At 71.2% G+C, this 23462-nt stretch carries 24 protein-coding genes and 1 tRNA gene; 15 read left to right on the top strand and 10 right to left on the bottom strand.

What is annotated here, in order from left to right; translation table 11 throughout:
• Positions 1-5: 5 nt before the first annotated feature.
• On the top strand, positions 6-584 hold the full coding sequence (locus RNB18_RS24475; RefSeq protein WP_311716252.1) for a GAF domain-containing protein: 579 nt from the start codon (positions 6-8) through the stop codon (positions 582-584).
• Positions 585-641: 57 nt separating this feature from the next.
• Positions 642-1265: a TetR/AcrR family transcriptional regulator gene (locus RNB18_RS24470; protein WP_311716251.1), complete on the top strand. Its 624-nt coding sequence runs from the start codon at positions 642-644 to the stop codon at positions 1263-1265.
• Here the strand turns inward: RNB18_RS24470 and RNB18_RS24465 are convergent.
• The 3 genes from RNB18_RS24465 to RNB18_RS24455 are packed head-to-tail and all read right to left on the bottom strand — an operon-like array spanning position 1262 to position 3398.
• A complete protein-coding gene (locus RNB18_RS24465) occupies positions 1262-1855 on the bottom strand; it encodes a GOLPH3/VPS74 family protein (RefSeq protein WP_311716250.1) in 594 nt (197 codons plus the stop codon). The two genes, RNB18_RS24470 and RNB18_RS24465, sit on opposite strands and share 4 nt — an antisense overlap.
• Before the next feature lie 41 nt (positions 1856-1896).
• Complete coding sequence (locus RNB18_RS24460) at positions 1897-3051, bottom strand: YbfB/YjiJ family MFS transporter (RefSeq protein ID WP_311716399.1); 1155 nt, start codon at positions 3049-3051, stop codon at positions 1897-1899.
• A 56-nt stretch (positions 3052-3107) separates the two neighbouring features.
• A complete protein-coding gene (locus RNB18_RS24455) occupies positions 3108-3398 on the bottom strand; it encodes a muconolactone Delta-isomerase family protein (RefSeq protein ID WP_311716249.1) in 291 nt (96 codons plus the stop codon).
• A gap of 106 nt (positions 3399-3504) precedes the next feature.
• On the opposite strand from RNB18_RS24455, the gene RNB18_RS24450 reads away from it, so the two are divergent.
• The 10 genes from RNB18_RS24450 (at position 3505) to RNB18_RS24405 (ending at position 10699) form a co-directional block, all read left to right on the top strand.
• The gene (locus RNB18_RS24450; protein ID WP_311716248.1) at positions 3505-4443 is read left to right on the top strand and encodes a LysR family transcriptional regulator; all 939 of its coding nucleotides are present in this window, start codon (positions 3505-3507) and stop codon (positions 4441-4443) included.
• A gap of 127 nt (positions 4444-4570) precedes the next feature.
• Positions 4571-5284 carry an SDR family NAD(P)-dependent oxidoreductase gene (locus RNB18_RS24445; protein WP_311716247.1) on the top strand — a complete coding sequence of 238 codons (714 nt, stop codon included), beginning with the start codon at positions 4571-4573 and terminating at the stop codon, positions 5282-5284.
• Positions 5285-5316: 32 nt separating this feature from the next.
• Positions 5317-5706, top strand: coding sequence for a YybH family protein (locus tag RNB18_RS24440; protein ID WP_311716246.1), 390 nt, complete (start codon positions 5317-5319; stop codon positions 5704-5706).
• A gap of 103 nt (positions 5707-5809) precedes the next feature.
• Complete coding sequence (gene tdh / locus RNB18_RS24435) at positions 5810-6838, top strand: L-threonine 3-dehydrogenase (protein WP_311716245.1); 1029 nt, start codon at positions 5810-5812, stop codon at positions 6836-6838.
• A 14-nt stretch (positions 6839-6852) separates the two neighbouring features.
• A complete protein-coding gene (locus tag RNB18_RS24430) occupies positions 6853-8046 on the top strand; it encodes a glycine C-acetyltransferase (RefSeq protein WP_311716244.1) in 1194 nt (397 codons plus the stop codon).
• A gap of 27 nt (positions 8047-8073) precedes the next feature.
• Positions 8074-8976 (top strand): LysR family transcriptional regulator, encoded by a 903-nt coding sequence (locus RNB18_RS24425; protein ID WP_311716243.1) that lies wholly within the window; start codon positions 8074-8076, stop codon positions 8974-8976.
• A gap of 50 nt (positions 8977-9026) precedes the next feature.
• Positions 9027-9605, top strand: coding sequence for a helix-turn-helix domain-containing protein (locus tag RNB18_RS24420; protein ID WP_311716242.1), 579 nt, complete (start codon positions 9027-9029; stop codon positions 9603-9605).
• Complete coding sequence (locus tag RNB18_RS24415; protein ID WP_311716241.1) at positions 9602-10135, top strand: GNAT family N-acetyltransferase; 534 nt, start codon at positions 9602-9604, stop codon at positions 10133-10135. The genes RNB18_RS24420 and RNB18_RS24415 overlap by 4 nt, the downstream gene beginning before the upstream one ends.
• 30 nt (positions 10136-10165) lie before the next feature.
• Positions 10166-10531: an MmcQ/YjbR family DNA-binding protein gene (locus RNB18_RS24410; RefSeq protein ID WP_311716240.1), complete on the top strand. Its 366-nt coding sequence runs from the start codon at positions 10166-10168 to the stop codon at positions 10529-10531.
• 91 nt (positions 10532-10622) lie between these two features.
• Positions 10623-10699: transfer RNA gene (locus tag RNB18_RS24405), tRNA-Pro, on the top strand.
• A gap of 72 nt (positions 10700-10771) precedes the next feature.
• Here RNB18_RS24405 and RNB18_RS24400 read toward each other — a convergent pair.
• From RNB18_RS24400 to glyA, 5 genes are read right to left on the bottom strand one after another with little or no spacing between them, the layout of a single operon-like run.
• Entirely contained in the window at positions 10772-11392 is a 621-nt protein-coding gene (locus tag RNB18_RS24400; protein ID WP_311716239.1) for a sarcosine oxidase subunit gamma, read from the bottom strand.
• A complete protein-coding gene (locus tag RNB18_RS24395; protein ID WP_311716238.1) occupies positions 11385-14210 on the bottom strand; it encodes a sarcosine oxidase subunit alpha family protein in 2826 nt (941 codons plus the stop codon). Before RNB18_RS24395 ends, RNB18_RS24400 begins: the two co-directional genes overlap by 8 nt.
• Positions 14207-14488 (bottom strand): sarcosine oxidase subunit delta, encoded by a 282-nt coding sequence (locus tag RNB18_RS24390; RefSeq protein ID WP_311716237.1) that lies wholly within the window; start codon positions 14486-14488, stop codon positions 14207-14209. The genes RNB18_RS24395 and RNB18_RS24390 overlap by 4 nt, the downstream gene beginning before the upstream one ends.
• Positions 14489-14506: 18 nt before the next feature.
• Complete coding sequence (locus RNB18_RS24385) at positions 14507-15727, bottom strand: sarcosine oxidase subunit beta family protein (protein WP_311716236.1); 1221 nt, start codon at positions 15725-15727, stop codon at positions 14507-14509.
• A complete protein-coding gene (gene glyA / locus RNB18_RS24380; RefSeq protein ID WP_311716235.1) occupies positions 15724-17028 on the bottom strand; it encodes a serine hydroxymethyltransferase in 1305 nt (434 codons plus the stop codon). Before glyA ends, RNB18_RS24385 begins: the two co-directional genes overlap by 4 nt.
• A 95-nt stretch (positions 17029-17123) precedes the next feature.
• On the opposite strand from glyA, the gene RNB18_RS24375 reads away from it, so the two are divergent.
• A complete protein-coding gene (locus tag RNB18_RS24375) occupies positions 17124-17783 on the top strand; it encodes a GntR family transcriptional regulator (protein WP_311716234.1) in 660 nt (219 codons plus the stop codon).
• A gap of 128 nt (positions 17784-17911) precedes the next feature.
• Positions 17912-19267, top strand: a complete 1356-nt coding sequence (locus tag RNB18_RS24370) for an alpha/beta hydrolase (protein ID WP_311716233.1) — start codon at positions 17912-17914, stop codon at positions 19265-19267.
• On the opposite strand, the gene RNB18_RS24365 is transcribed toward RNB18_RS24370, so the two are convergent.
• Positions 19256-20497 (bottom strand): family 43 glycosylhydrolase, encoded by a 1242-nt coding sequence (locus RNB18_RS24365; protein ID WP_394817664.1) that lies wholly within the window; start codon positions 20495-20497, stop codon positions 19256-19258. The genes RNB18_RS24370 and RNB18_RS24365 overlap by 12 nt on opposite strands.
• 421 nt (positions 20498-20918) lie before the next feature.
• Positions 20919-21947: a LacI family DNA-binding transcriptional regulator gene (locus RNB18_RS24360; RefSeq protein WP_311716232.1), complete on the bottom strand. Its 1029-nt coding sequence runs from the start codon at positions 21945-21947 to the stop codon at positions 20919-20921.
• Positions 21948-22121: 174 nt separating this feature from the next.
• Between RNB18_RS24360 and RNB18_RS24355 the strand changes: the two genes are divergently transcribed.
• Positions 22122-23435: an ABC transporter substrate-binding protein gene (locus RNB18_RS24355; RefSeq protein WP_311716231.1), complete on the top strand. Its 1314-nt coding sequence runs from the start codon at positions 22122-22124 to the stop codon at positions 23433-23435.
• Positions 23436-23462: the final 27 nt, after the last annotated feature.

Here is a 23462-nt window from a genome sequence, read left to right as displayed (position 1 = left end):
CGCCCATGAGCTACGACCCACCACGCCCGGCCGGTCGTCTGCTGCTCACCCCGGAGGACAAGGAGGGCCCGGACCGGGCACGACGGTTGCGCCTGCTGGACCTCGGGGAGCGCCCGGAGCCTGCTCTGGACGCCTTCGCAGAGCGGCTCGCCGAGCAGACGGGGGCGCCGTACGCCATGGTGAACTTCATCGGCGAGAACCGGCAGTTCTTCGCCGGTCTCAGGATTCCCGTGGCCAGGCCCCCGGCGGACGGTGACGAGGCCAAACCGGAAGTGGGCCGCTATATGGCGCGCGACCATGGGTTCTGCCCCCATGTGATCGCCCGCCGCAAGGCGCTGGTCCTGGAGGACGTCCGTGACTACCCACGGTTCGCGGGCAACCCGGTCGTCGACGAATTCGGCATCCGTTCCTATCTGGGCGCGCCGCTCATCGACTCCACGGGGATGGTGCTGGGCACGGTGTGCGCGGCGGACGTGCACCCCCGGACCTGGGGGAAGTCCGGACTGGAGACCATCAAGTCGTCGGCGGCGGAACTGGTCGCGCGTCTGCAGCGACGGGAGGCCGACGGGCTCCCGGTGCTGTGACGGGCGAGACGGCCACATCACCAGCCGACCGGTCTAGTACTCACGTAGACTCGCTGTGTGGGACGTACCAGTGAGGCCAGGCAGAAGATCCTCGGTGCCGCGCGCTCGCTCATCGAGGGGCGCGGCTACTCGGCGCTGGGCGTGGCCGAGATCTGCAAGGCGGCCGGGGTGCCGAAGGGCAGTTTCTACTACTTCTTCGAGTCCAAGGAGGCCCTCGCGCTCGCCGTCGTCGACGAGCACTGGGCGGCTCAACGGCGGGATTGGGAAACCGTGTTGGGCACCGACGCGGACCCCCTGCTGCGGCTGCGCGGGCTCTTCGAGCAGACCGAGGCCGGCCAGCGTGCCGTCCAGGAGGGCTGCGGCACGGTCTCGGGCTGTCTGTTCGGGAACCTCGCTCTGGAACTGAGCAACCACGCCGAGCCCGTGCGCGGACGGCTGCAGGAGATCTTCGACGCGCAGGTCGACATGGTCGAGGCGGTCGTCGCCGAGGCCCGGGACCGCGGCGACGTCACCGTGTCCGACCCACGGGAGGCGGCACGGGCGGTGGTGGCCCAACTGGAGGGCCAGGTGATGTTCGCCAAGCTCTACAACAGCCCCCAGCGCCTGAGCCCCCTGTGGGACAACTGCCGAGCCCTGCTCGGCGCCGCAGGCTCCTGGACCCGATCCGCCGGGCAGGCCTAGTAACCGCGCCAGACGTTGTCGAACGCGGCGTCCTCGATGACCTTCCGCTGGCGTACGGCCTCCAGTTCCATCACCGCGTCCCCGACCGCGGCCAGCACGGTGGCCGCGTCGTCGGCGAGCTCCCCGGCCGGTTCGTCACCGATTCCGGCGGCGGACACCAGGGCGGCGAGGACGGGTTCGCCCGCCGCCCGGCGCTCCTCGGCCTGCCGCCTGGCCGCCGAGTCGACCAGTTCCGTCCGCCCGGTCCGCAGCGGGATCCGGCGGCCCCGTGAGCGGGCCGTCAGCCCGATCCGCTCCAGGTCGTCGACGTAGGCCGCGGACAGCCCGCGGCCCCGGCGCCACAGCCAGTCCTCGACCGACTCGTACGGCTCCTGCCGTACGAGCGCCTCGGCGGCCTCGTCCAACAGGCGGTCGCCCGTGGGGGATTGGGCCTGGGGCAGGATGCGGTCGCCGTCCAGGGCGAGGGCGTGGGCGTCGAGGAGATCGAGCACCTCGGCTCCCGCGAGAACGAGCGACAGATCGCCCTGCTCCACCGGCTTGTCGGCGGCCACATCGAGGACGACGATCGCGAGGTCCCGTGCGGTGGTCATCAGCGGCTCCATGTCAGTCGGCCGGGTGCGGCGGTGAGTGCTCAGGGGCCGGCCGCGGTGGGCCGGGCGTCCTCGGTCGATTCTCGCTGTTGCTCGGGGACTGTGTGTCCCCTTACGACCATGTGGTGCGGAAAGCCGATCCGCAGCACGGCGGCCGCTGCGGCCGCCGCCAGGACCACGAGGGCGGCCAGCAGGAGGGCCCGGTGGTAGCCGTGGTGCAGCAGCGGAGCGACGACCAGCGGGCCCAGGATCTGTCCGACCGAGTACCCGGCGGTCAGCAGGGCGACCGAGCGGGGGAACCGCAGGTGCGCTCCGGTGGCCAGGGCGAGCGAGCTGATGCCGATGAACGTGGCGCCGAACAGCACCGCCGACCCGAGGGCCGCGGCCGTACCGCCGACCAGAGCGGGCAGGGCGATGCCGGCCGCCTGGATCACGAGCGCCGTCAGCAGCAGTCCGGGGCGTGACCACCGGCGGCCCAGCCGGGCCCAAAGTGCCGAGGACGGCACGGCGGCCAGCCCCACGAGCACCCAGGCGCCGCTGCCGACCCAGCCGGGGGACTCCTGTCCGATGGCGGCGACCAGGAAGGTCCCGGCGACGATGTAGCCGACGCCCTCCAAGGTGTAGCTGACGAACAGCGCACCGAACCAGCGGTGCGTGCGGGGTCTCGCGCCGCTCCCGCCCGGGGCGGCGACGGACGCCTCCTGCGGCCGTAGATTCCACGAGGCGGCCGCGAGCAGCGTGGCCAGTACCGCGGCGGCCCACCAGGCGGTGCGCCAGTCGGCCGCGGACCGCAGCACCAGGACCAGCAGGCCGGACAGCGCGATGCCGCCGCCCACCCCGCCGAACGCCCAGCCGGCCAGGTGCGGCGGGTGGTCCCGCAGGTGGTGCAGGAGGGAGCCGGCCGCGACGACGAACACCAGGGCGCTCGCCACGCCCGCCAGCAGCCGCAGCAGGCTCCAGACGGTGGTGCTGTGGGTGAGGGGCATCGCGGCGAGCGTGCCGGTCAGCAGGGTCAGGGCGGCACGCAGTACGGTGCGCGACCGGATCAGTACGGGGGCCAGGATGCCCGCGAGGGCGCCGACCAGATAGCCGACGTAGTTGGCGGTGGCCAGGTTCGCCCCGGCGCCGGTGGACAGGCCCGCCTGGGTGTGCATCAGGGGCAGGATCGGGGTGTAGACGAAGCGGCCGACTCCCATGCCTGCCGCGAGCGCCGCCGCGGCCCGGAGAACATGACTCCAGGGGGACGAGGCGCTCACCTCGTGCCGGGGTCGTTGGGGTGCGGGGCGAGCGGGGTGACGGTGAGGGTCATCCACGGGCGCAGCGGCAGGGTGCCGAGCACCTTCTCGTGGAGCTCCTCCTCGTCGGCGGCCCGCCACACGCCGATGCTGCGCAACTCGCCCACGGGGCGCCACAGTCGGGCGAGACGGCCGGTGGCGGCCAGCTCCTTCGCGCGGACGGCCTCGGCGGCCCGCCGCCGGTCGACCTCCTCCTGTCCGGTGCCCTCGGGAACGGTGGTGGTGATCTCGACCAGGAACTCTCGCATGACGCGCTCCGCTCGTCGTCGGTGAACCCATGGTGCGCGCGTCACCTGCACCGATGCCACGACCGGCTTCCTCGCTGCTGATAGGCGCAGCCTCCCAGCGCGTACGATGGCGCCCGTGGAACTGCGCCAGCTGCGGTACTTCGTCGCCGTCGCCGAGGAACTGAACTTCGGCCGGGCCGCCGAGCGGCTGCTCATCGCGGGCCCCTCGCTCTCCCAGCAGATCAAGGCACTCGAACGGGACCTGGGCGTCCGGCTGTTCGACCGTGACCGCCGCAAGGTCTCCCTCACCCAGGCCGGTGCCGCCCTCCTCCCGCACACCCGCGCCCTGCTGGACCGAGCCGACGACCTCAAACGCCGGGCCGGCAGCCTGACCGGCTCGCAGTCGGTACGGCTCGGGTACGTCAACTGGCTTCCCCCGGACCTGATGTCGCGTACGGCAGCGGTGGCCCAGGTGCACCTCGACGCCTGGGTCGCCCCCTCCCACACCCAGGCCGCGCGTGTCGCCGACGGCAGCCTGGACCTCGCCGTCTGCTGGGTGCGCACCGAGGACCTTCGCAGGCAAGGGCTGCGGGCCCGGCTGATCGGCGCCGACCGGCTCTACGCCGTCGCCAGGGGCGGCGACAGCAGCGACGTACCCGACGTGGCGGCCCGGGACGTCCACGTGCTCATCGATGACGATCTCACCGCCTGGGCCGCCTGGAACGTGTACGCCGAAGAGCTCGCGCAGGCGACCGGCGCCCGTACGGTACGCATCTCCGACGGCGCGATCACCGGCCCCGCGTTCTTCGACCACGTGCGCCGCTGCACCCGCCCTGTCGTCAACTCGCCCAAGGGGCAGACCAGTCCGCTCCCGCCCGACCTCGTCCGCCGCGAGATCGTCGGACCGAAGGTCTACTGGACCTGGTCCCTGGTGTGGCGCGAGAAGGAGGAGCGCACCGGCGTCCTGGCCGTCGTCGACGCGCTGTGCGAGGGCGTCGGTGACCTCGGCATCCACGCCCCGGACGCCTGGCTGCCCGCCGACGATCCGTACGCGATCCCCGGCTGACCTGCACTGGGACGCAGTGCCTTCCAGGCCGTAGGAATCCGATCCTTCCGTCACCCCGTGGACGGGGCTACCTTCCCAATAGTCGACCGGTCGGCTAGTGCCGGTCACCGACTCGAAGAAGGTCACCATGAGCACGCAGAGCCAGAAGGTCGCGATCATCACCGGCGCCTCGCAGGGCATCGGCGCCGCCCTCGTCGAGGGCTACCGCAAGCTCGGCTACGCCGTCGTCGCCACCTCGCGCACCATCGCACCCGTCGACGACGCGGACGTCCTCACCGTCCAGGGCGACCTCGCCGACCCGGCCACCGCGGGGCGGATCGTGGAGGCTGCCGTGGAACGGTTCGGCCGTATCGACACCGTGGTCAACAACGCGGGCATCTTCGTCGCCAAGCCGTTCACGGAGTACACCGCCGAGGACTACGCCACCGTGACGGGCATCAACCTCGCCGGCGTCTTCCATCTCACCCAGCGGGCCGTCCCGCACCTGCTCGCCCAGGGCGGCGGTCACATCGTCAACATCACCACCAGCCTCGTCGACAACGCGGACTCCAGGGTCCCGTCCGTGCTGGCCTCGTTGACCAAGGGCGGTGTGCAGTCCGCCACCAAGTCCCTCGCCGTCGAGTACGCCACCCGCGGCATCCGGGTCAACGCCGTGTCGCCCGGCACCATCAAGACCCCCATGCACGCGGAGGAGACCCACGAGTTCCTCGCCGCGCTGCACCCGGTCGGACACATGGGCGAAGTGAGCGACATCGTGGACGCCGTGCTCTTCCTGGAGACGGCACCCTTCGTCACCGGCGAGATCCTGCACGTCGACGGCGGTATGAGCGCCGGACACTGACGAACCGTCAATTCATCCACCAAGGAGCGGACATGACCAGCTCGACGGACGCCATGGCGATCCTGAACGACGTCCTCGACCGGTGGAAGGCCGGCGTCGACGCCCACCAACCGGAGCGCGTGGCGGCCCTCTTCACCGAGGACGCGGTGTTCCAGGGACTGCACCCCTACAGCGTCGGACGGCAGGGCGTCGCCGAGTACTACGCCTCCCAGCCGCCCGGCCTGAAGGCGGAGTGCCGCATCCTCGAGACGCGGCGCCCCGCCGACGGCCTCGTCATGGGCTACCTGGACGTCGACTTCACGTTCACCGACCGGCCCGCACTCGCGGTCAAGCTCGCGGTGCTCGTGACCCGGGCGGGGGACGGCTGGTACATCAGCCACTATCAGGTCTCCCGCCTCGACCGGGGCCCGCAGCGGGCGTGAAGCGGAGCTGTGGCACCGCTTAAGAAATCCTCGATGGACCAGGACGGCGTCGTACGGCAGATTGCTGGGCGTTTCCACCCCTCGCACCCACAGGAGCCATGCCGTGAAGGCGCTGGTCAAGGAGAAGGCGGAGCCCGGACTGTGGCTCGCGGACGTCCCGGAGCCGGCCGTCGGCCCCGGTGACGTCCTGATCAAGGTGCTGCGCACCGGTATCTGCGGCACCGATCTGCACATCCGGTCCTGGGACGGGTGGGCACAGCAGGCGATCCGCACGCCCCTCGTTCTGGGCCACGAGTTCGTCGGCGAGGTCGTGGAGACCGGACGCGATGTCTCGGATATCGCCATCGGCGACCGGGTGAGCGGCGAGGGGCACCTTGTCTGCGGCAAGTGCCGCAACTGCCTCGCCGGGCGGCGGCACCTGTGCCGGGCCACGGTCGGGCTCGGCGTCGGCCGGGACGGGGCGTTCGCGGAGTACGTCGCACTGCCCGCCGCCAATGTGTGGGTGCACCGCGTCCCCGTCGAACTCGACGTGGCCGCGATCTTCGACCCGTTCGGCAACGCCGTGCACACCGCGCTGTCCTTCCCGCTGGTCGGTGAGGACGTGCTGATCACCGGCGCCGGGCCGATCGGACTGATGGCGGCGGCGGTCGCCCGGCACGCGGGTGCTCGCAACGTCGTCGTCACCGACGTCAGCGAGGAGCGCCTGGAACTGGCCCGCAAGATCGGGGTGAGCCTCGCGCTGAATGTGTCGGAGGCTCAGATTGTCGACGGGCAGAAGGAGTTGGGGCTGCGCGAGGGTTTCGACATCGGCCTGGAGATGTCCGGTCGGCCCGAGGCCCTGCGCGACATGATCGCCAACATGACGCACGGCGGCCGGATCGCGATGCTGGGACTGCCGGCCGCGGAGTTCCCGGTCGACTGGGCCCGGATCGTCACCTCGATGATCACCATCAAGGGCATCTACGGCCGGGAGATGTTCGAGACCTGGTACGCGATGTCGGTCCTCCTGGAGGGCGGCCTCGACCTCGCCCCCGTGATCACCGGCCGGTACGGCTACCGCGACTTCGAGGCCGCGTTCGCCGACGCGGCGAGCGGCCGCGGCGGCAAGGTCATCCTCGACTGGACCAACTGACTTAGGGATTGACGATGTTCGACTCCGTGCGCGACGACCTGCGCGCCACCCTCGACGAGATCCGCGCGGCCGGCCTGCACAAGCCGGAGCGCGTGATCGACACCCCGCAGTCCGCGACCGTGAACGTCTCCGCGGGCGGCCGCCCCGGTGAGGTGCTCAACTTCTGCGCCAACAACTACCTCGGCCTCGCCGACCACCCCGAGGTCGTCGCCGCCGCCCACGCCGCCCTGGACCGCTGGGGCTACGGCATGGCCTCGGTCCGCTTCATCTGCGGCACGCAGGAGGTCCACAAGGAGCTGGAGGCGCGGCTGTCCGCCTTCCTCGGCCAGGAGGACACGATCCTGTACTCCTCCTGCTTCGACGCCAACGGCGGTGTCTTCGAGACGCTGCTGGGCCCCGAGGACGCGGTGATCTCCGACGCCCTGAACCACGCGTCCATCATCGACGGCATCCGGCTGTCCAAGGCCCGCCGGTTCCGGTACGCCAACCGTGATCTGGCCGATCTGGAACGGCAGTTGAAAGAGGCCGCGAGTGCCCGGCGCAAGCTGATCGTCACCGACGGCGTCTTCTCCATGGACGGTTACGTGGCGCCGTTGAAGGACATCTGCGACCTCGCCGACCGGTACGACGCCATGGTCATGGTCGACGACTCGCACGCCGTCGGCTTCGTCGGCCCCGGCGGCCGCGGCACCCCCGAGCTGCACGGCGTCATGGACCGCGTCGACATCGTCACCGGCACCCTCGGCAAGGCGCTCGGCGGCGCCTCCGGCGGTTACGTCGCCGCCCGTGCCGAGATCGTCGCGCTCCTGCGTCAGCGCTCACGGCCGTACCTCTTCTCGAACACGCTCGCCCCGGTGATCGCCGCGGCCTCTCTGAAGGTCCTCGACCTGCTGGAGTCGGCGGACGACCTGCGGGTGCGGCTGCGGGAGAACACGGCCCTGTTCCGTCGCCGTATGACCGAGGAGGGCTTCGACGTCCTGCCCGGTGACCACGCCATCGCACCCGTGATGATCGGGGACGCCACCGAGGCAGGCCGTCTGGCGGAGCTGCTGCTGGAGCGCGGGGTGTACGTGATCGGCTTCTCGTACCCGGTCGTGCCGCGGGGGCAGGCGCGCATCAGGGTGCAGCTCTCGGCGGCCCACTCCACCGAGGACGTGAACCGCGCGGTCGACGCCTTCGTCGCGGCCAGGGCCGAGCTGGCGGCCTAGTCCGGACGTATTGCGATAATCGATCCCATGATCGAGGCGCGGCGGCTCCACATCCTCCGTGCGGTGGCCGACCACCGCACGGTCACGGCGGCTGCCGCCGCGCTGTATCTCACCCCCTCCGCGGTCTCGCAGCAGCTCACGGCCCTGGAGCAGGAGACCGGCCACCGGCTCGTCGAGCGCGGGGCGAAGGGTGTACGGCTGACCCCGGCCGGCGAGATCCTGCTCAGCCACACCAACGCGGTCCTCGCCCAGCTGGAGCGGGCGGAGGCCGAGCTGGCCGCCTACAGCTCGGGCGCGGCCGGCACGGTCACGGTCGCCTCCTTCGCGACCGGGATCGCCCTGGTCGTGGCACCCGCGCTGGCCCGTCTCGCCTCGACGGCCCCCGGCATCCACCTCCGTGTCCAGGACGCCGAGGGCGACGCCAGCCTGCCGATGGTCCTCGACCGGCAGGTCGATGTGGCGGTCGCCGTGGAGTACCGCGGGGCTCCGCCCGCCGACGATCCCCGCCTGGCCCACGTACCCCTGTACGCCGAGCCCTTCGACGCGGTCGTCCCGGTGAGCCACCGGCTGGCCGACGCGGGCGAGGTGCCGCTGGCCGAGCTCGCCAAGGACCCGTGGATCGGCCCCTACCCGGGCAACCCCTGCCATGACGTCGTGGTCCTGGCCTGCGAGAACGCCGGATTCCAGCCGCGTCTGGAGCACTCGTCGGACGACTTCCGCGCGGTGGTGGCACTGGCGTCGGCGGACGCGGGGGTGGCGTTGGTGCCGCGATCGGCGCTGATCGGGATGGACCTCACCGGGGTCGTCGTACGGCCGGTGGACGGGATCGCCCCGACGCGCCGGGTCTTCGCGGCCGTGCGGCGGGGAGCGGAGGAGCACCCCCTCATCCGACCTGTGCTGGACGCGCTCGGAGCCGTTGCCGGGGAGTAGGGGGCCGGTCACGCTAGCGGGTTTCTCGTATGTGGGATAGTTTCCCGAATATGAAACACGACGAACCCGGGCCCGACCCCGTCGACACCCGCCTCGGCGTCCGACTCGCCGCCCTGCGGGCCGAACGGGGCTGGTCTCTGGGCGAGTTGGCCGAGCGCAGCGGTGTCAGCAAGTCCACCCTGTCCCGCGCCGAGCGGGCCGAGATCAGCCCCACCGCCTCGCTGTTGAACCGGCTGTGCGGGGTGTACGGGCGGACCATGTCCCAGCTGCTCAGCGAGGTCGAGGCCGAGCCCGCGCTGCTGATCCGGGGCGCCGACCAGACGGTGTGGGAGGACCGGGCCTCCGGGTTCGTACGGCGGTCCGTGTCGCCGCCGCACGCCGGGCTGCGCGGCGAACTCGTCGAGGGACGGCTCGCCGCCGGTGCCGACATCGCCTACGACCGGCCGCCCGTGCCGGGCCTGGAGCAGCACATCTGGGTTCTGGAGGGTGCGCTCGACGTCACCGCCCAGGACGCCGAGCACCACCTCGGCACCGGGGACTGTCTGCGGCTGCGGGTGTGGGGACCGACGCGGTTCCGGTGCGCGGGTCCCGACCCGGTGCGGTATGTGCTGGCGGTGGTCCTGCCGTGAACGTCACCCGCCTTGACGAGGTCCAACTGCTGGACCGTGTGGACGAGTTGGCCGATCTGCTGGTCGACACGGTGGACGGCGGCGCCTCCGTCGGGTTCCTCGCACCGATGGACCGGGCGGCGGCCGTCGGCTGGTGGAAGGAGCGTGCGGACGCGGTGGCCGCGGGGTGTCTGGCGGTGTGGGCGGCGGACAACGGTCACCGCGCGGTCGGTACCGTCAGCCTGGCCTTCCCCGACAAACCCAACTCCCGCCACCGCGCGGAGCTGGTCAAGCTGATGGTGCACCGGGACGCGCGCGGGCACGGTCTCGGGCGGCGGCTCCTCGGCATCGCGGAGGAGGCCGCTCGCACGGCCGGAATCACCCTGCTGCACCTGGACACCGAGACCGACAGCCCCGCCGAGCGCCTCTACGGCGGCGCCGGATGGACCCGGGCCGGAGTCATCCCCGACTACGCGGCCGACCCCGCCGGGGAGCTGCGGCCGACCACCCTGTACTACAAGCGGCTCGGGGCGACCGCTCCGACCAGGTGATTGTCAGTGGCAGCCGCTACGGTGCCTGTCATGCCGGACGCCGAAGACGTACGCCGTGTCGCCCTGTCCCTGCCGGACACGACGGAGAAGATCGCCTGGAGCATGCCCACGTTCCGGGTCGCGGGGAAGATGTTCGCCACGCTGCCCGAGGACGAGACCTCCCTCGCCGTGCGCTGTCCGAAGGAGGAGCGCGACGAGCTGGTGCTGGCCGAGCCGGGGAAGTTCTGGATCGCCGATCACGAGGCACAGTTCGCGTGGGTGCGCGCCCGCCTCGCCGCGATCGAGGACGAGGGCGAACTGCGGGACATCCTCGCCGACTCCTGGCGGCAGGCGGCGCCGACCGGGCTGCTCGACGCGTATCCGGGGCTGGGGCTGCCCGATCCGCCCAGGGGGTGAGGTGGGCGAAAGGGGTGCGCGACCACCGACCCGAGTGCGGTATGGTTTCTCTGCACGTTCGGCCAGGGGAAAGCCCAGGTCAGGCGGGCACCGGGACGTGGCGCAGCTTGGTAGCGCACTTGACTGGGGGTCAAGGGGTCGCAGGTTCAAATCCTGTCGTCCCGACCAGCTTCACGCAGGTCGGAGGCCGTTTTCTCAGGGATGAGAAAACGGCCTTTTCCGTATTCCGTGGGACGCCCGTCAGGCGACCCGCGGCCCGCCGTACTCGCTCATCGCGTCGATGAGCCAGCGTGCCAGGTAGTCGGCGAACGAGGACCGCGGAAGCAGTCGGTACGTCGGAGAGTCGTCGAGCTGCCAGAGCAGTACCGCGATGGGGCCCACCGTGGTCGACACCGCGCGGCCGGGCCCGAAGGCTCGGGGGTGCAGGTCCAGCGGGCAGCCCTTCTCCAGCACCTCCCGGGCGGCCGGCCCGCTCAGCTCCAGCGTGGTGCGGTTCGCCGAGACGTCCACGACCGAGCCGGGAGCACCGTCGAGGGCCTGCCGTAGCTGGGTGGTCACGGCGCCCGCGTCGGCCCGGGACAGCACGAGCCACTCGTCGGGGCCGAGCCACATGATCGTATGGAGGCTCGAGGCGGCGGTGTCGCCGCACCGGCGGGGGAGCGGCGCCCCCAGGGTCCTGCCGATCCGGTCGGCCGCCGCGGACGCGGGGTCGACCCGCACGTTCACCATCGTGACGAACAGCAGTTCGGCCAGGGTGACGCCCCGGGCGCCGCTGACGGCGGCGGCGCCCATCCGCTCCTGAAGGTGGGACAGGGGGCTCGTGCGCAGGGCCACCGGTCCCTCCGTGATCGGTTCAGCCATCTCGCCGGGTCCCTTCGGGGTCGTAGAGGACGAAGTCGGTCACCTCGACCGGCACCAGGGCCTCGCCCACCGGGGCGAGCAGCGTCTGGCCCTTCCTCGCCTGTCCGTCGGCGACGAGGGCGAGGGCGAAGGGGCGGCCAAGGGCCGGACTGTGGTAGCTGGAGGTGACGTGGCCGAGCATCGGCACGGGCACGGTCTCCAAGGAGACGTCCGCCGCGACGAGTTGGGTGCCCTCGGGCAGCCGGGTCGTGCGGTCGGCCGGGAGCAGGCCGACCAGCTGCTTGCGGTCGGTGCGGGCGGTGTCGGCGCGGGCGAAGGACCGCTTGCCGATGAAGTCCTTCTGCTTCGACACCACCCAGCTCATCCCCGCGTCCTGCGGGGTGACCGTGCCGTCGGTGTCCTGGCCGACGATGATGTAGCCCTTCTCGGCCCGCAGGACGTGCATCGTCTCGGTGCCGTACGGGGTGATGCCGTACGGCCGGCCGATCGCGTCCACCTCCTCCCAGACCGCCAGGCCGTACCACGCGGAGACGTTGATCTCGTAGGCGAGTTCGCCGGAGAAGGAGATCCGGCAGATCCGGGCCGGGACGCCGGAGGCCAGGGTGGTCTCGCGGAAGGCCATGAAGGGGAACGCTTCGGCGGACAGATCGACGTCAGGGGCCAGACTCGCAACGACCTCGCGTGAGTGGGGGCCGACGACGGCGATCGTCGCCCACTGCTCGGTCACCGAGGTGCAGTGCACGTCGAGTTCGGGCCACTCGGTCTGCAGCCACTCCTCCAGCCAGTCCAGGACGCCCGCGGCGCCGCCGGTCGTGGTGGTCATGAAATAGCGGTTGTCGTCGAGTCGCAGGGTCACACCGTCGTCGAAGATCATGCCGTCGGGCTTGCACATGACGCCGTAACGGGCATTGCCCGGCTTGAGCTTCTTGAAGGCGTTCGTGTAGATCCGGTTGAGGAACTCGCCCGCGTCCGCGCCCCAGATCTCGATCTTGCCCAGGGTGGAGGCGTCCATGAACGCCACCCCCTCCCGGGCCGCCCGGCACTCGCGCGCCACGGCCGCGTCCATGTCCTCACCGGTCTGCGGGTAGTACCGGGGGCGCTTCCACTGACCGACGTCCTCGAACTCCGCGCCGTGCGCCACATGCCAGCTGTGCAGGGACGTGGTCCGCTCCGGATCGAACAGCTCGCCGCGCTCACGCCCGGCCAGGGCGGCGAAGGCGATCGGTGTGTACGGCGCCCGGTACGCCGTGGTGCCGATCTCTCCGAGCGAACCGCCGAGGGCCTCGGCGATCACCCCGATCGCGTTGACGCCGGACGTCTTGCCCTGGTCGTTGGCCGTGCCGAGCGAGGTGTACCGCTTGACGTGCTCGACTCCGCGCATTCCCGCGCCGGTGGAGCGCCAGACGTCGGCGACGGTGACATCGCGCTGGAGGTCGACGAAGTGGCTGTCCCAGGTGCCGGGTTCGCCGTCGGAGGTGGGCACCAGCCACAGGGCGCGGGTCGGGCCGGGTGCGGGCCGCGCGACCTCGTCCGGTACGGGCACCTGGAAACCTGCCGCTGTCGCCGCCAGCGCTCCGGCCCGTGCCCCCTCGGCCAGACAGCCGTCCAGGTCGTACGTCCCCCGGGCCGCCCCCACGACCTGCTGATCCCGTACGGCCCCCTCCGGCACGAACGCGGCGAGCCCGGAGTCCCAGCGCAGCCGCCCCTGGCGCTGGCTGTGCAGATGCACCACCGGGCTCCAGCCACCCGAGACGGCGAGCAGATCGCAGTCGAACGACTCCGCCTCACCGGCGAGTTGGCCCTCGGGGTCGAGAGCCTGCACGGTGACGGAGGTGATCCTGTGCTCGCCCGCCGTGTCGATCACCGCGCTGCCCGTCAGCACCCGCACCCCGGTCGCCGCGGCGACCTCGGCGGCCCGGTCGGACAGTTCGGGGCGCGCGTCCGCGACGACGGCGACGGGGATCCCGGCGGCGCACAGATCGGCGACGGTGTCGTAGGCACTGTCGTTGTTCGTGCTCACCACGGCTCGCGAACCCGGTGCCACGGCATACCGGTTGAGATAGGTGCGCACGGCCCCGGCGAGCATCACGCCGGGCCGGTCGTTGCCCGCGAAGACCAGCGGACGTTCGTGCGCGCCGGTCGCGAGGACCACCTGGCGGGCCCGGATGTGCCACAGCCGCTGCCGCGAGACGCCTTCGGGGGCTTCTGCGCCGAGGTGGTCGGTGCGCCGCTGCAGTGCCAGCACATAGTTGTCGTCGTACGACCCGAAGGCCGTGGTCCGATGCAGTACGACGGCCTCGGGCGCGGCGTCGAGCGCGGCGCGCAGCTCGTCGGCCCGCTCCCGGTCGGCGGGCTCGGGCTGCTCGTCGACGAGGAGCACGCGGGCGCCGGAGGCGGCGGCAGCGGCGGCGGCCGCGAGACCGGCCGCCCCCGCGCCGACGACCAGGACGTCGGTGTGGACGTACTTCTTGTCGTAGACGGCGGGATCCGGAGTGGGGTCGAGTCGGCCCATTCCCGAGAGCGTGGTGGCGGACAGGCCGTCGTACAGCTCGACGGTCGTGGCGGGGAGCATGCCCTCCGAGCACGAACCGCCCAGCTGGACCAGGGCGTTCGGCTCTTCGACACCCGCGGTGACGATGCCGCGCGGGCGGCCGCGGTAGAGCGAGGGGGCGACCTCGACGAGCCCGTTCGCCAGCATCGCGGAGGCGAGGGTGTCGCCGGGGTGACCGGTCAACTCCCGTCCGTCGACGGTGAATCGCAGCAAGGTGCCGCGGTCGACATGGCCGCCTCGCGGCAGCCGGAAGCGCTGGTCGGTCATCGGTTCCCTCCCGGGCGTGGCTCGTCGGGCCGGTACGAGGTCAGCACCTCGTGGGTGGCGGTGTCGCGCAGGACGTTGAACCAGCGGCGGCAGCCGATGCTGTGCATCCACCGTTCCGCGAAGGGGCCCTTGGGGTTGTCGCGGTAGAAGACGTACTCGGCCCACTGCTCGTCGGTGAGGTCGGCGGGGGACTCGGGGTGGGGGACATGGGCCTGACCGCCGTAGTGGTACTCGGTCTCGTTCCGCGGTCCGCACCATGGGCAGGTGATCAGCAGCACGGCGTTCTCCTCAATGCCTCAGTGGGCCACGGCTGCTGCGCCGTGTTCGTCGATCAACGCGCCTGTTGTGAAGCGGTCGAGGGCGAAGGGAGCGTTCAGCGGATGCGGTTCGCCCGTGGCGATGGTGTGGGCGAAGGTCCAGCCGGCCGCCGGAGTGGCCTTGAAACCGCCGGTTCCCCAGCCGCAGTTGACGTAGAGGTTCTCGACCGGCGTGCTGCCGATGATCGGCGAGGCGTCCGGAGTGACGTCGACGATGCCTCCCCAGGTGCGCAGCACATGCGCCCTCGCGAAGATCGGGAACAGCTCGACGGCGGCGGCCATCTGCTGCTCGATCACATGGAACGAGCCGCGCTGGCCGTAGCCGTTGTACGAGTCGACGCCCGCGCCCATCACCAGCTCGCCCTTGTGGGCCTGGGAGACGTAGACGTGCACGTGGTTCGACATGACGACGGTCGGATGCACCGGCTCGTGCAGCTCGGAGACCAGCGCCTGCAGGGGGTGGGACTGCACCGGCAGCCGTACGCCCGCCCGCTCGGCCAGCACGCTGCTGTGCCCGGCGGCGGCGAGACCGACCCGGCCGGCGTGGATGCGGCCGCGGTTGGTGTCGACGCCCACGACCCGGTCGCCGTCCTTGAGGAAGCCGGTGACCTCGCAGCCCTGGATCAGGTCCACGCCCAGCTCGTCGGCGCGGCGGGCCAGCGCCCAGGCGACGTGGTCGTGCTTGGCGATGCCGGCCCGGGGCTGGAAGGTGGCGCCGAGCACCGGATACCGGGTGCGGGACGAGACGTTGAGGATGGGACAGACCTTGGCGACCTCGTCCGGCTCCAGCCATTCGGCGTCGACGCCGTTGAGGCGGTTGGCGTTGACGCGGCGCACGCCCTCGCGGACGTCCTGCGGGGTGTGCGCGAGGTTGAGGACACCGCGCTGGCTGAACAGGAAGTCGTAGTCCAGTTCCTCCGGGAGCCGCTCCCACAGCTTCAGCGCGTGCTCGTAGATCGCCGCGCTCTCGTCCCACAGGTAGTTGGAGCGGATGATCGTGGTGTTGCGGGCCATGTTGCCGCCCGCGAGCCAGCCCTTCTCCAGGACGGCCACGTTGGTGATGCCGTGGTTCTTGGCGAGGTAGTAGGCGGTGGCCAGGCCGTGCCCGCCCGCGCCGACGATGACGACGTCGTACGAGGAGCGCGGCTCGGGGTTGCGCCAGAGGAAGTCCGGGTGTTCCGGCAGCGGTTCGGCGGTCATGCCGGGCCTCCGTCGAGGTGGGGGTAGAGCGGGAAGGCGGCGGCGAGCTTCTCGACCCGGGCGCGCAGTTCGTCGTCGGGCCGTTCGCCCTTCAGGGCCTCGGCGATGATGTCGGCGACCTCGCGGAACTCCGTCTCGCCGAAGCCGCGGGTGGCCAGGGCGGGCGTACCGATCCGCAGGCCCGAGGAGACCATCGGCGGGCGCGGGTCGAAGGGCACGGCGTTGCGGTTGACGGTGATGCCGACGCGGTGCAGCCGGTCCTCGGCCTGCTTCCCGTCGAGCTCGGAGTTCCGCAGGTCCACCAGGACCAGGTGGACTTCGGTGCCGCCGGTCAGCACGGTGATCCCGGCCTCGGCGACGTCGTCGGCCAGCAGCCGGCCGGCGAGGATCTTCGCTCCCCGCAGCGTGCGCCGCTGACGCTCCTTGAACTCCTCGCCCGCCGCCACCTTGAAGGCCACCGCCTTCGCCGCGATCACGTGCTCCAGCGGGCCGCCCTGCTGGCCCGGGAAGACCGCAGAGTTGATCTTCTTGGCCAGGTCGGCGCGGCTGAGGATGACACCGCCGCGCGGGCCGCCGAGGGTCTTGTGGGTGGTGGTCGTGACGACGTCGGCGTACGGCACCGGGCTCGGGTGCAGGCCCGCGGCCACCAGGCCGGCGAAGTGGGCCATGTCCACCATCAGATACGCGCCCACCGCGTCGGCGATCCGGCGGAACGCGGCGAAGTCCAGCTGCCGGGGGTAGGCCGACCAGCCCGCGACGATCATCTTGGGCCGGTGGGCGAGCGCGAGCTGCTCCACCTCGTCCATGTCGACGCGCAGGTCGGACTCGCGCACGTGGTAAGGGACGACGTTGTAGAGCTTGCCCGAGTAGTTGAGGCGCATGCCGTGGGTCAGGTGCCCGCCGTGCGCCAGGTCGAGGCCGAGGATCGTGTCGCCTGGCTTGAGCAGGGCGAACATCGCGGCCGCGTTGGCCTGGGCGCCCGAGTGCGGCTGGACGTTCGCGGCCTCGGCGCCGAAGAGCTCCTTCACCCGGTCGATGGCCAGCTGCTCGATGACGTCGACGTGTTCACAGCCGCCGTAGTAGCGGCGGCCCGGGTAGCCCTCGGCGTACTTGTTGGTCAGGACCGAGCCCTGGGCCTCCATCACGGCGGCCGGGGCGAAGTTCTCCGAGGCGATCATCTCGAGAGTGGACTGCTGGCGGTGCAGTTCGGCGGCCACGGCGGTGGCGACGTCCGGGTCGAGCTCGCCGAGGGGCAGGGAGAGCGGGGAGGTGGGCGTGGTGAGCGACGTACTCGTTGCCATCTGTGCACCGTCCTGAGAGCCAGCTAATGAGCAACTGATATATCAGCCTGTGCGGTAAGGTATGGGAGCTCGCCGCACAGGTCAAGGGGGCATCCATGCAGCAGGTCGCGACCCAGCTCGAGGAGCTGTCCCTCGCGGAGCGCGCCTACCGCGCCATCCGGGACCGGCTCGTCATGCTCGAGATCCGTCCCGGCGCGCCGATCAACGAGGAGCAGCTGGGGCAGTCCCTCGGCGTCGGACGCACGCCCGTGCGCGAGGCACTCAAACGGCTCCAGTACGAGCGCCTGATCACGACCTACCCCCGCCGCGGCACCTTCGCCACCGAGGTCAACATCACCGACCTCGCGCACATCTCCGAGGTGCGCCAGGAACTGGAACCCCTGGCCGCGGCGCAGGCCGCGCGGCGTGCCACGGCCACCGACCGGGCCGACCTGACGGCCCTGCGGCGGGAACTCGAAACCGCCCGGACCCCAGGGCGGGACTCCGGCGAACTCATGCACCTGGACCTCCAGGTCCACCGCGCCATCTACACCGCCACGCACAACCCCTACCTGGAGGACACCCTCGTCCGCCACGACAATCTGGCCACCCGCATCTGGTGCCTGTTCGTGGACCGGCTCGCCGACATGGCCGGACACGTCGAGGAGCACGGACCGCTGATCGAGGCGATCGTCGCCGGTGACGCCGACACGGCGGCGCGGCTCGCCCGTAGTCACGTCGCGGGCTTCGAACAGGCGATCCGCGAGGCGATCTGAGACCGGCGGTCTCTCAGGCCCCTCCGGGACTGATCAGTGCGCGGCCGACTCCGGGTGCGGGCACGTCAGGTGGGGGGCGTACGTTGTCATCCGGCGTCTGTGGGCGGTCAGTTGAGAGGACAACGTAAGTGACGGGAAGTCTGTCTCGTAGGGCGGTGCTGGGCGGCATTGCCGGTGGAGCCGCCCTGTTGGCGGCGGGGGCCGGGTCGGCCGCGGCCGCCGGACCGGTCCGGGAGCCGTATGTTCCGTTGACCGTGGGCGGTGGGGGCGGCCCGGTGGCGACGGACCGCGTCCATGTGCTGAAGGTCGGCCCCGACACGGCCCGCACGGTGCTGGTGATGGTCCCGGGGATGTTCGGGGCGGCGAACGACTTCCGGTGGGCGGCCCGGGACCTCGTCGCGGCCGTGCCGGGAGTGCAGGTGTGGGCGTTCGACCGGCGGGAGGAGAACCTGGCCGATCGTTCGGGCTTCCGCACCGCCGACCCGGCCGCGTACTACCTCGACGGTCACTACCACTCGCAGGACCCCGCGGCCTCCGCCTTCGCCGCCGGGTGGGGCCTGACCCGCACGCTGGAGGATCTGCGCGCGGTCGTACGGGCCGCCGCCCGGGGTGGGCGGCGGGTGGTGCTCGGAGGCCACTCATGGGGAGCGACCACCGCCATGGCGTACGCCGCCTGGGACTTCGACGGCTGCCCCGGGTACCGGGACGTGGCCGCCCTGGTGCTGGTCGACGGCGGAGTGCGCGGTGCGTTCGACGGGACGGGGGAACCGGTCGCCGACTCGCCGGAGCAGGTGAAGGAGCGGCTGGCGGCCATCGAGGACGGCGCGGTCTTCGACATGACCCTGAGCGCCGTGGGACTGGGTGACCGGGCGGAGAGCACCCAGATCTGGTACCAGCTCGCGGGGTGGTACGCCCACCGCGACCCGGACGGCCCCTCGGTCCTGCAGCCCCGCATGCCCGACGCCCTGCGGCCGCCGGTCCCGGTCACCAACGCGGCCCTCCTGGGCACCCTGGTGGACGCCGGCATCGGCTGGCCGAACGACATCAGCGTGCACTCGGGACATCTGGCCGACAGTGGTGAACCGCGCGGCTGGGTCGACGCGGGCATCACCCCCATCGGCCGGGTCGCCGCCGCGTACGCGGGCGGCCCCGAACCGGCCGTGTGGGAGTGGTACTGGCCGGCCCGGCTGTCGGTCGACCTCGACGTCACCGACTTCTACGCCGAGACCGACACGGCCCGCTCACTGGGCCTGCGGCTGAAGCACGCCGCAGGCATGGACGTCCCGCTGTACGCCTTCCAGACGAGCTACGCCAAGGGAACGATCGTCTCGGCGGCCCGCGAGGTCGTCGCCGACTCGCGCATCCCGTACGCGACGTACGAGACGGACAACGGGATGAACCACCTCGACCCGCTGTTCGCCGCCCCGCAGCACAACACGTTCACCCGCACCCTCGCACCGTTCCTCTCCCGACTACTCGCCTGAGGGCGCGGTCAGCGTGACCCCGAGCGCCACCGGGGTGCCGAAGTTCGGAGTGCCGTCGGCGTTCCAGGTGAACTTCTGCGCCCTGGTGGTGCGGTTCATGTCGCAGCCGCCGCTCGCGGAACTGTTGGCGTGGTAGACGATCCAGTCCTCGGTGCCGTCGGGCGACTTGAAGAAACCGTTGTGGCCGGGGCCGTACACGCCATTGGCGTTGGACCGCTGGAAGACCGGGTTCGGCGACTTGACCCACGAGGAGGAGCTGAGTGGATCGCCGCCGTTGTAGGTGAGCATCCCCAGCTTGTAGTCGGGCGTGGAGCAGTGGCTGGCCGAGTAGACGATGAACGTCCTGCCGCCCCGCTGGAGCACCTCGGCACCTTCGTTGACCGCGCCACCCACCGTTTCCCAGCTGTAGGTGGGCGTGGACAGCACACGCCGGGCGCCGCTCGCCGTCCAGGGGTTGGACAACGGCCGGATGAACATGGGCTGTGAACCGTTGTAGAAGGTGCCCAACAGATAGAGCTGACCGTTGAGTTGCAGGATGCCCGGGTCCAGTTCCCAGGTGTTGTCCTGGGTGGGGTCGAGCAGGTCGGCCTTGAAGCTGTAGGGGCCCATGGGGTCCAGTCCGGCGCTCTCCAGCACATGGATGCGCTGGGTGCCGAGGTCGTACGGCTCGCGCCCGGCCGTGTAGTAGAAATACCAGCGCTTCCCGTTGGGCCCGTCGAGCAGGTGGAACTCCGGAGCCCACATCGTGCCCGCCCCGTTGGGCCGGGTCAGGTTGAAGATCACCTGGTCGGAGGCGGTGGCGAGCCCCGCGAGGGTGCTCGCCTTGCGCATGGTGACCGTCGAGTTCCAGGTCGTCGTGGCGAGGTAGTAGGAACCGTCGTAGTACGTCAGCCAGGGGTCGGGCCCGTGCTGCGAGAGCGGGTTGGTGAAGGTGCCCGGGCCGGTGCCGCCGCCGGTGAAGGCGGGCAGTCGCCACACGCGGCCGCCGCTTGTGGCGCACGGCAGTTGGACCAGGCTGGTGTTCGAGGCCGACGAACCACCGCTCGGCGCCACGCACTTGCCGGAGCCGACGGACACCAGGTTGAAGGTCTTGTCGGTACCCGCGACCGTCACCGGGACGAGCCGCCACTGCTGGTTCGTCGCGCCGTGGCAGGGCCACTGGATGATCGCCGCGTTGTCCGCCGTGGAGGCGCCGTTGACGTCGACGCACTGACCGGACCGGGTGGTGATCGTGTACGTGTCGCTCGTACCGGAGACGGGTGTGTAGACGATGTTCTGGTCGGCGCCCGACGAGCAGGTGCCGGTCCATCCAGAAGTCGGTGCCCGAGCTCTCCGCGTCGTAGATGGCCCGCATCATGTCGCCGGTGGTCTGGGCGACGGGCGGAGCGGGGATCGCGGGCCCGGTGAAGGTGGGGAACCCGATGGTCTGCGCGGCCCGGGCGGGGGCCGCGAGGGAGACGGAGCACAGGAGGAGCGCCAGGATCACGAGGAGGCGCTGGGGGACGGTCCCGGTTCGCCTTCGCGGCGCAGTTCGTCTTCGCATCGGATGCTCCCCTTTGCTGAAACGACCTAAAAGGTTTTCGCAACGTAGGAGCGAGCTGATGGAGTGTCAAGAGAGGTGGGTGAGGACCGAGTTCGGCAACCGCATGGTTCAGGACAGGTGAGCCGTGGACCCCCGGATCACAACCCGGCACGGCAGCGTCTCGACCCCCGAGCGGGGAATGCCGTCGATCGCCCCGAACAGTGCCTGGGCGGCCGCCCGGCCGACCTGCTCCAGGTTCATGTCGACGCTCGTCAGCGGCGGCCGGGAGGCCGAGGTCAGGACCTGCCAGTTGTCGAAGCCCATGACCGCCACGTCCTCCGGCACCCGGTGCCCGCGCTCCCGCAGGACCTCGATGACCCCGCGCGCGATCTGGTCGCTGCCGCACAGCACCGCGTCCACCTCGGAGTGCCCCTCCAGCAGCATCGCGGTGGCCGCCCGTCCCCACCCTTCCGACCACTCCGCGAAGCGCGGTTCCCCGACGAAGTCCAGCCCCGCGCCCGCGAGCGCCTCCCGGGCGCCGTCCGCCCGGTCCCGCGCGGCGAGATAGCCCGGGTCGCCGGTGATGTGCGCGATCCGGGTGCGCCCGCAGGCCAGCAGGTGCTCGACCGCGATCCGGCCCGCGTCCACGTTGTCGGGCACGATCGACAGATCGGCCGGGTCGTCGGAGGGGGCGTACGCGTACACGACGGGAACGGGCAGGTCGCGGCCCAGGGAGGGGCGTGGATCGGTCCGGCTGCCCACCACGATCAGCCCGTCCACCCGGCGCCCGAGCAGCGCGCGCACATGGTGCTGCTCGCGGATCGCGTCACCGCGCGCGTCGCACAGGAACACCGCGACCTCGCCCGCGCCGAAGGCGTCCTCGGCGCCCATGAGGATCGGGATGCTGAACCTGCCCTCCAGGTCGCTGGTGAGCAGTCCGACGGTGCCGGTCCGCCCGGCGAGCAGTCCCCGGGCCAGCTGGTTGGGCCGGAACGACAGCCGCTCCGCCGCCTCGATCACCCGCTGCCGGGTCTCGGCGCGCACCTGACTGCGGCCGTTGAGGGCCTTGGACGCCGTGGCCACCGAGACGCCGGCGAGCCGGGCGACGTCGGTGAGGGTGGCGGTGTGCGAACGAGCGGGGCCGGGGGCGGGTGTCATACGGGGGTCTCCTGTCTCGCGTCGCGCACTCTCAACCGTACGCGAGAATTTTCGCTCGCCCACCTGAACTCGTTGTTCTGCGCGGGGGATTGACGGGCATTGAGCTCGGTTCTAGCTTGACGAAAGCCTTTTCGGCTCGTTTCTTCCGGGTGCTCGTCACGTAGGGGGATCGTCATGGGGAGCCCGTTCGGATCGCGTGGACCCGTCAGCCGACTCGTCACCGCCGCAGTCGCCCTGGTCGCCACCGTCGGCCTGGCCACGGCCTGCGGATCGGGGGACGACGACTCCGGCGGCGGGAGAGGGGGTGCAGCGGACGCGAAGGGGGTCGACGACGGCGCCACGCTGACGATGTGGACCCGCGCGGCGACCCGCCCGCAGAGCGAGGCCCTGGTCAAGGCGTACAACGCCCACCACAAGAACAAGGTCGAACTGACCGTCGTCCCCACCGACGACTACCAGGCCAAGGTCGGCGCGGCCGCCGGCTCCAAGGACCTCCCCGACCTGTTCGCCTCCGACGTGGTGTTCGTCCCGAACTACACCTCCAGCCGGCTCTTCGCCGACCTCACCGACCGCATCGACGCCCTGCCCTTCGCGGACGACCTCGCCCAGTCGCACATCAAGGCGGGCACGTACGACGGCAAGAAGTACGTCGTCCCGCACACCCTCGACCTCTCGGTGCTCTTCTACAACAAGGACCTCTACCGCCGGGCGAAGCTCGACCCCGGCAAGCCGCCCACCACCATGGCCGAATGGGACCAACAGGCCAGGGCCGTGGACAAGTTGGGCGGTGGCGTCAGCGGCACCTTCTTCGGCGGCAACTGCGGCGGCTGCGGCGTCTTCACCTGGTGGCCGTCGATCTGGGCCGCCGGCGAGGACGTACTGAACAAGGACGGCACCGAGGCCCTCCTGGCCTCCGACACCGCCGAGAAGGTCTACGACACCTACCGCGGCTGGGTCCAGGACGACATCGTGGCCCCCGGCGCCCGCGACGAGACCGGTGTGACCTGGACCGGAGTCTTCCCGAAGGGCAAGGTCGGTGTGATGCCCATGCCGTCGACGACCCTGGGTCTGATGCCCAAGGACCTCGACCTCGGTGTCGCCCCCATCCCCGGACCCGACGGCGGCAAGTCCACCTTCGTCGGCGGCGACGCCATCGGCATCTCCGCCACCAGCGACAAGACCGACCAGGCCTGGAACTTCCTCGCCTGGTCCGTGGGCGACGAGGCACAGGTCGACGTGGTCGCCGCGCACAAGGACGTGGTGGCCCGCACCGACCTCGCGTCCAACAAGTACTCCAAGGCCGACCCGCGCCTGGTCGCCATCAACCAGCTGGTGGCGGACGGCCGTACCCCCTACGCCCTGAAGTTCGGGCAGACCTTCAACGACCCCAACGGGCCCTGGCTGACGCTGATGCGCGACGCCGTCTTCGGTGACGCGGCGAAGGTCGAGAAGGACAACGAGGCCGTCACCGCCTCACTGACCGACTGACGATGCCGCAGGGGCAACGGCTGAGGA

Source organism: Streptomyces doebereineriae, assembly GCF_031845645.1.
Taxonomy (GTDB): Bacteria; Actinomycetota; Actinomycetes; order Streptomycetales; family Streptomycetaceae; genus Streptomyces; species Streptomyces canus.
This window is presented reverse-complemented; position numbering and strand designations above follow the sequence as displayed.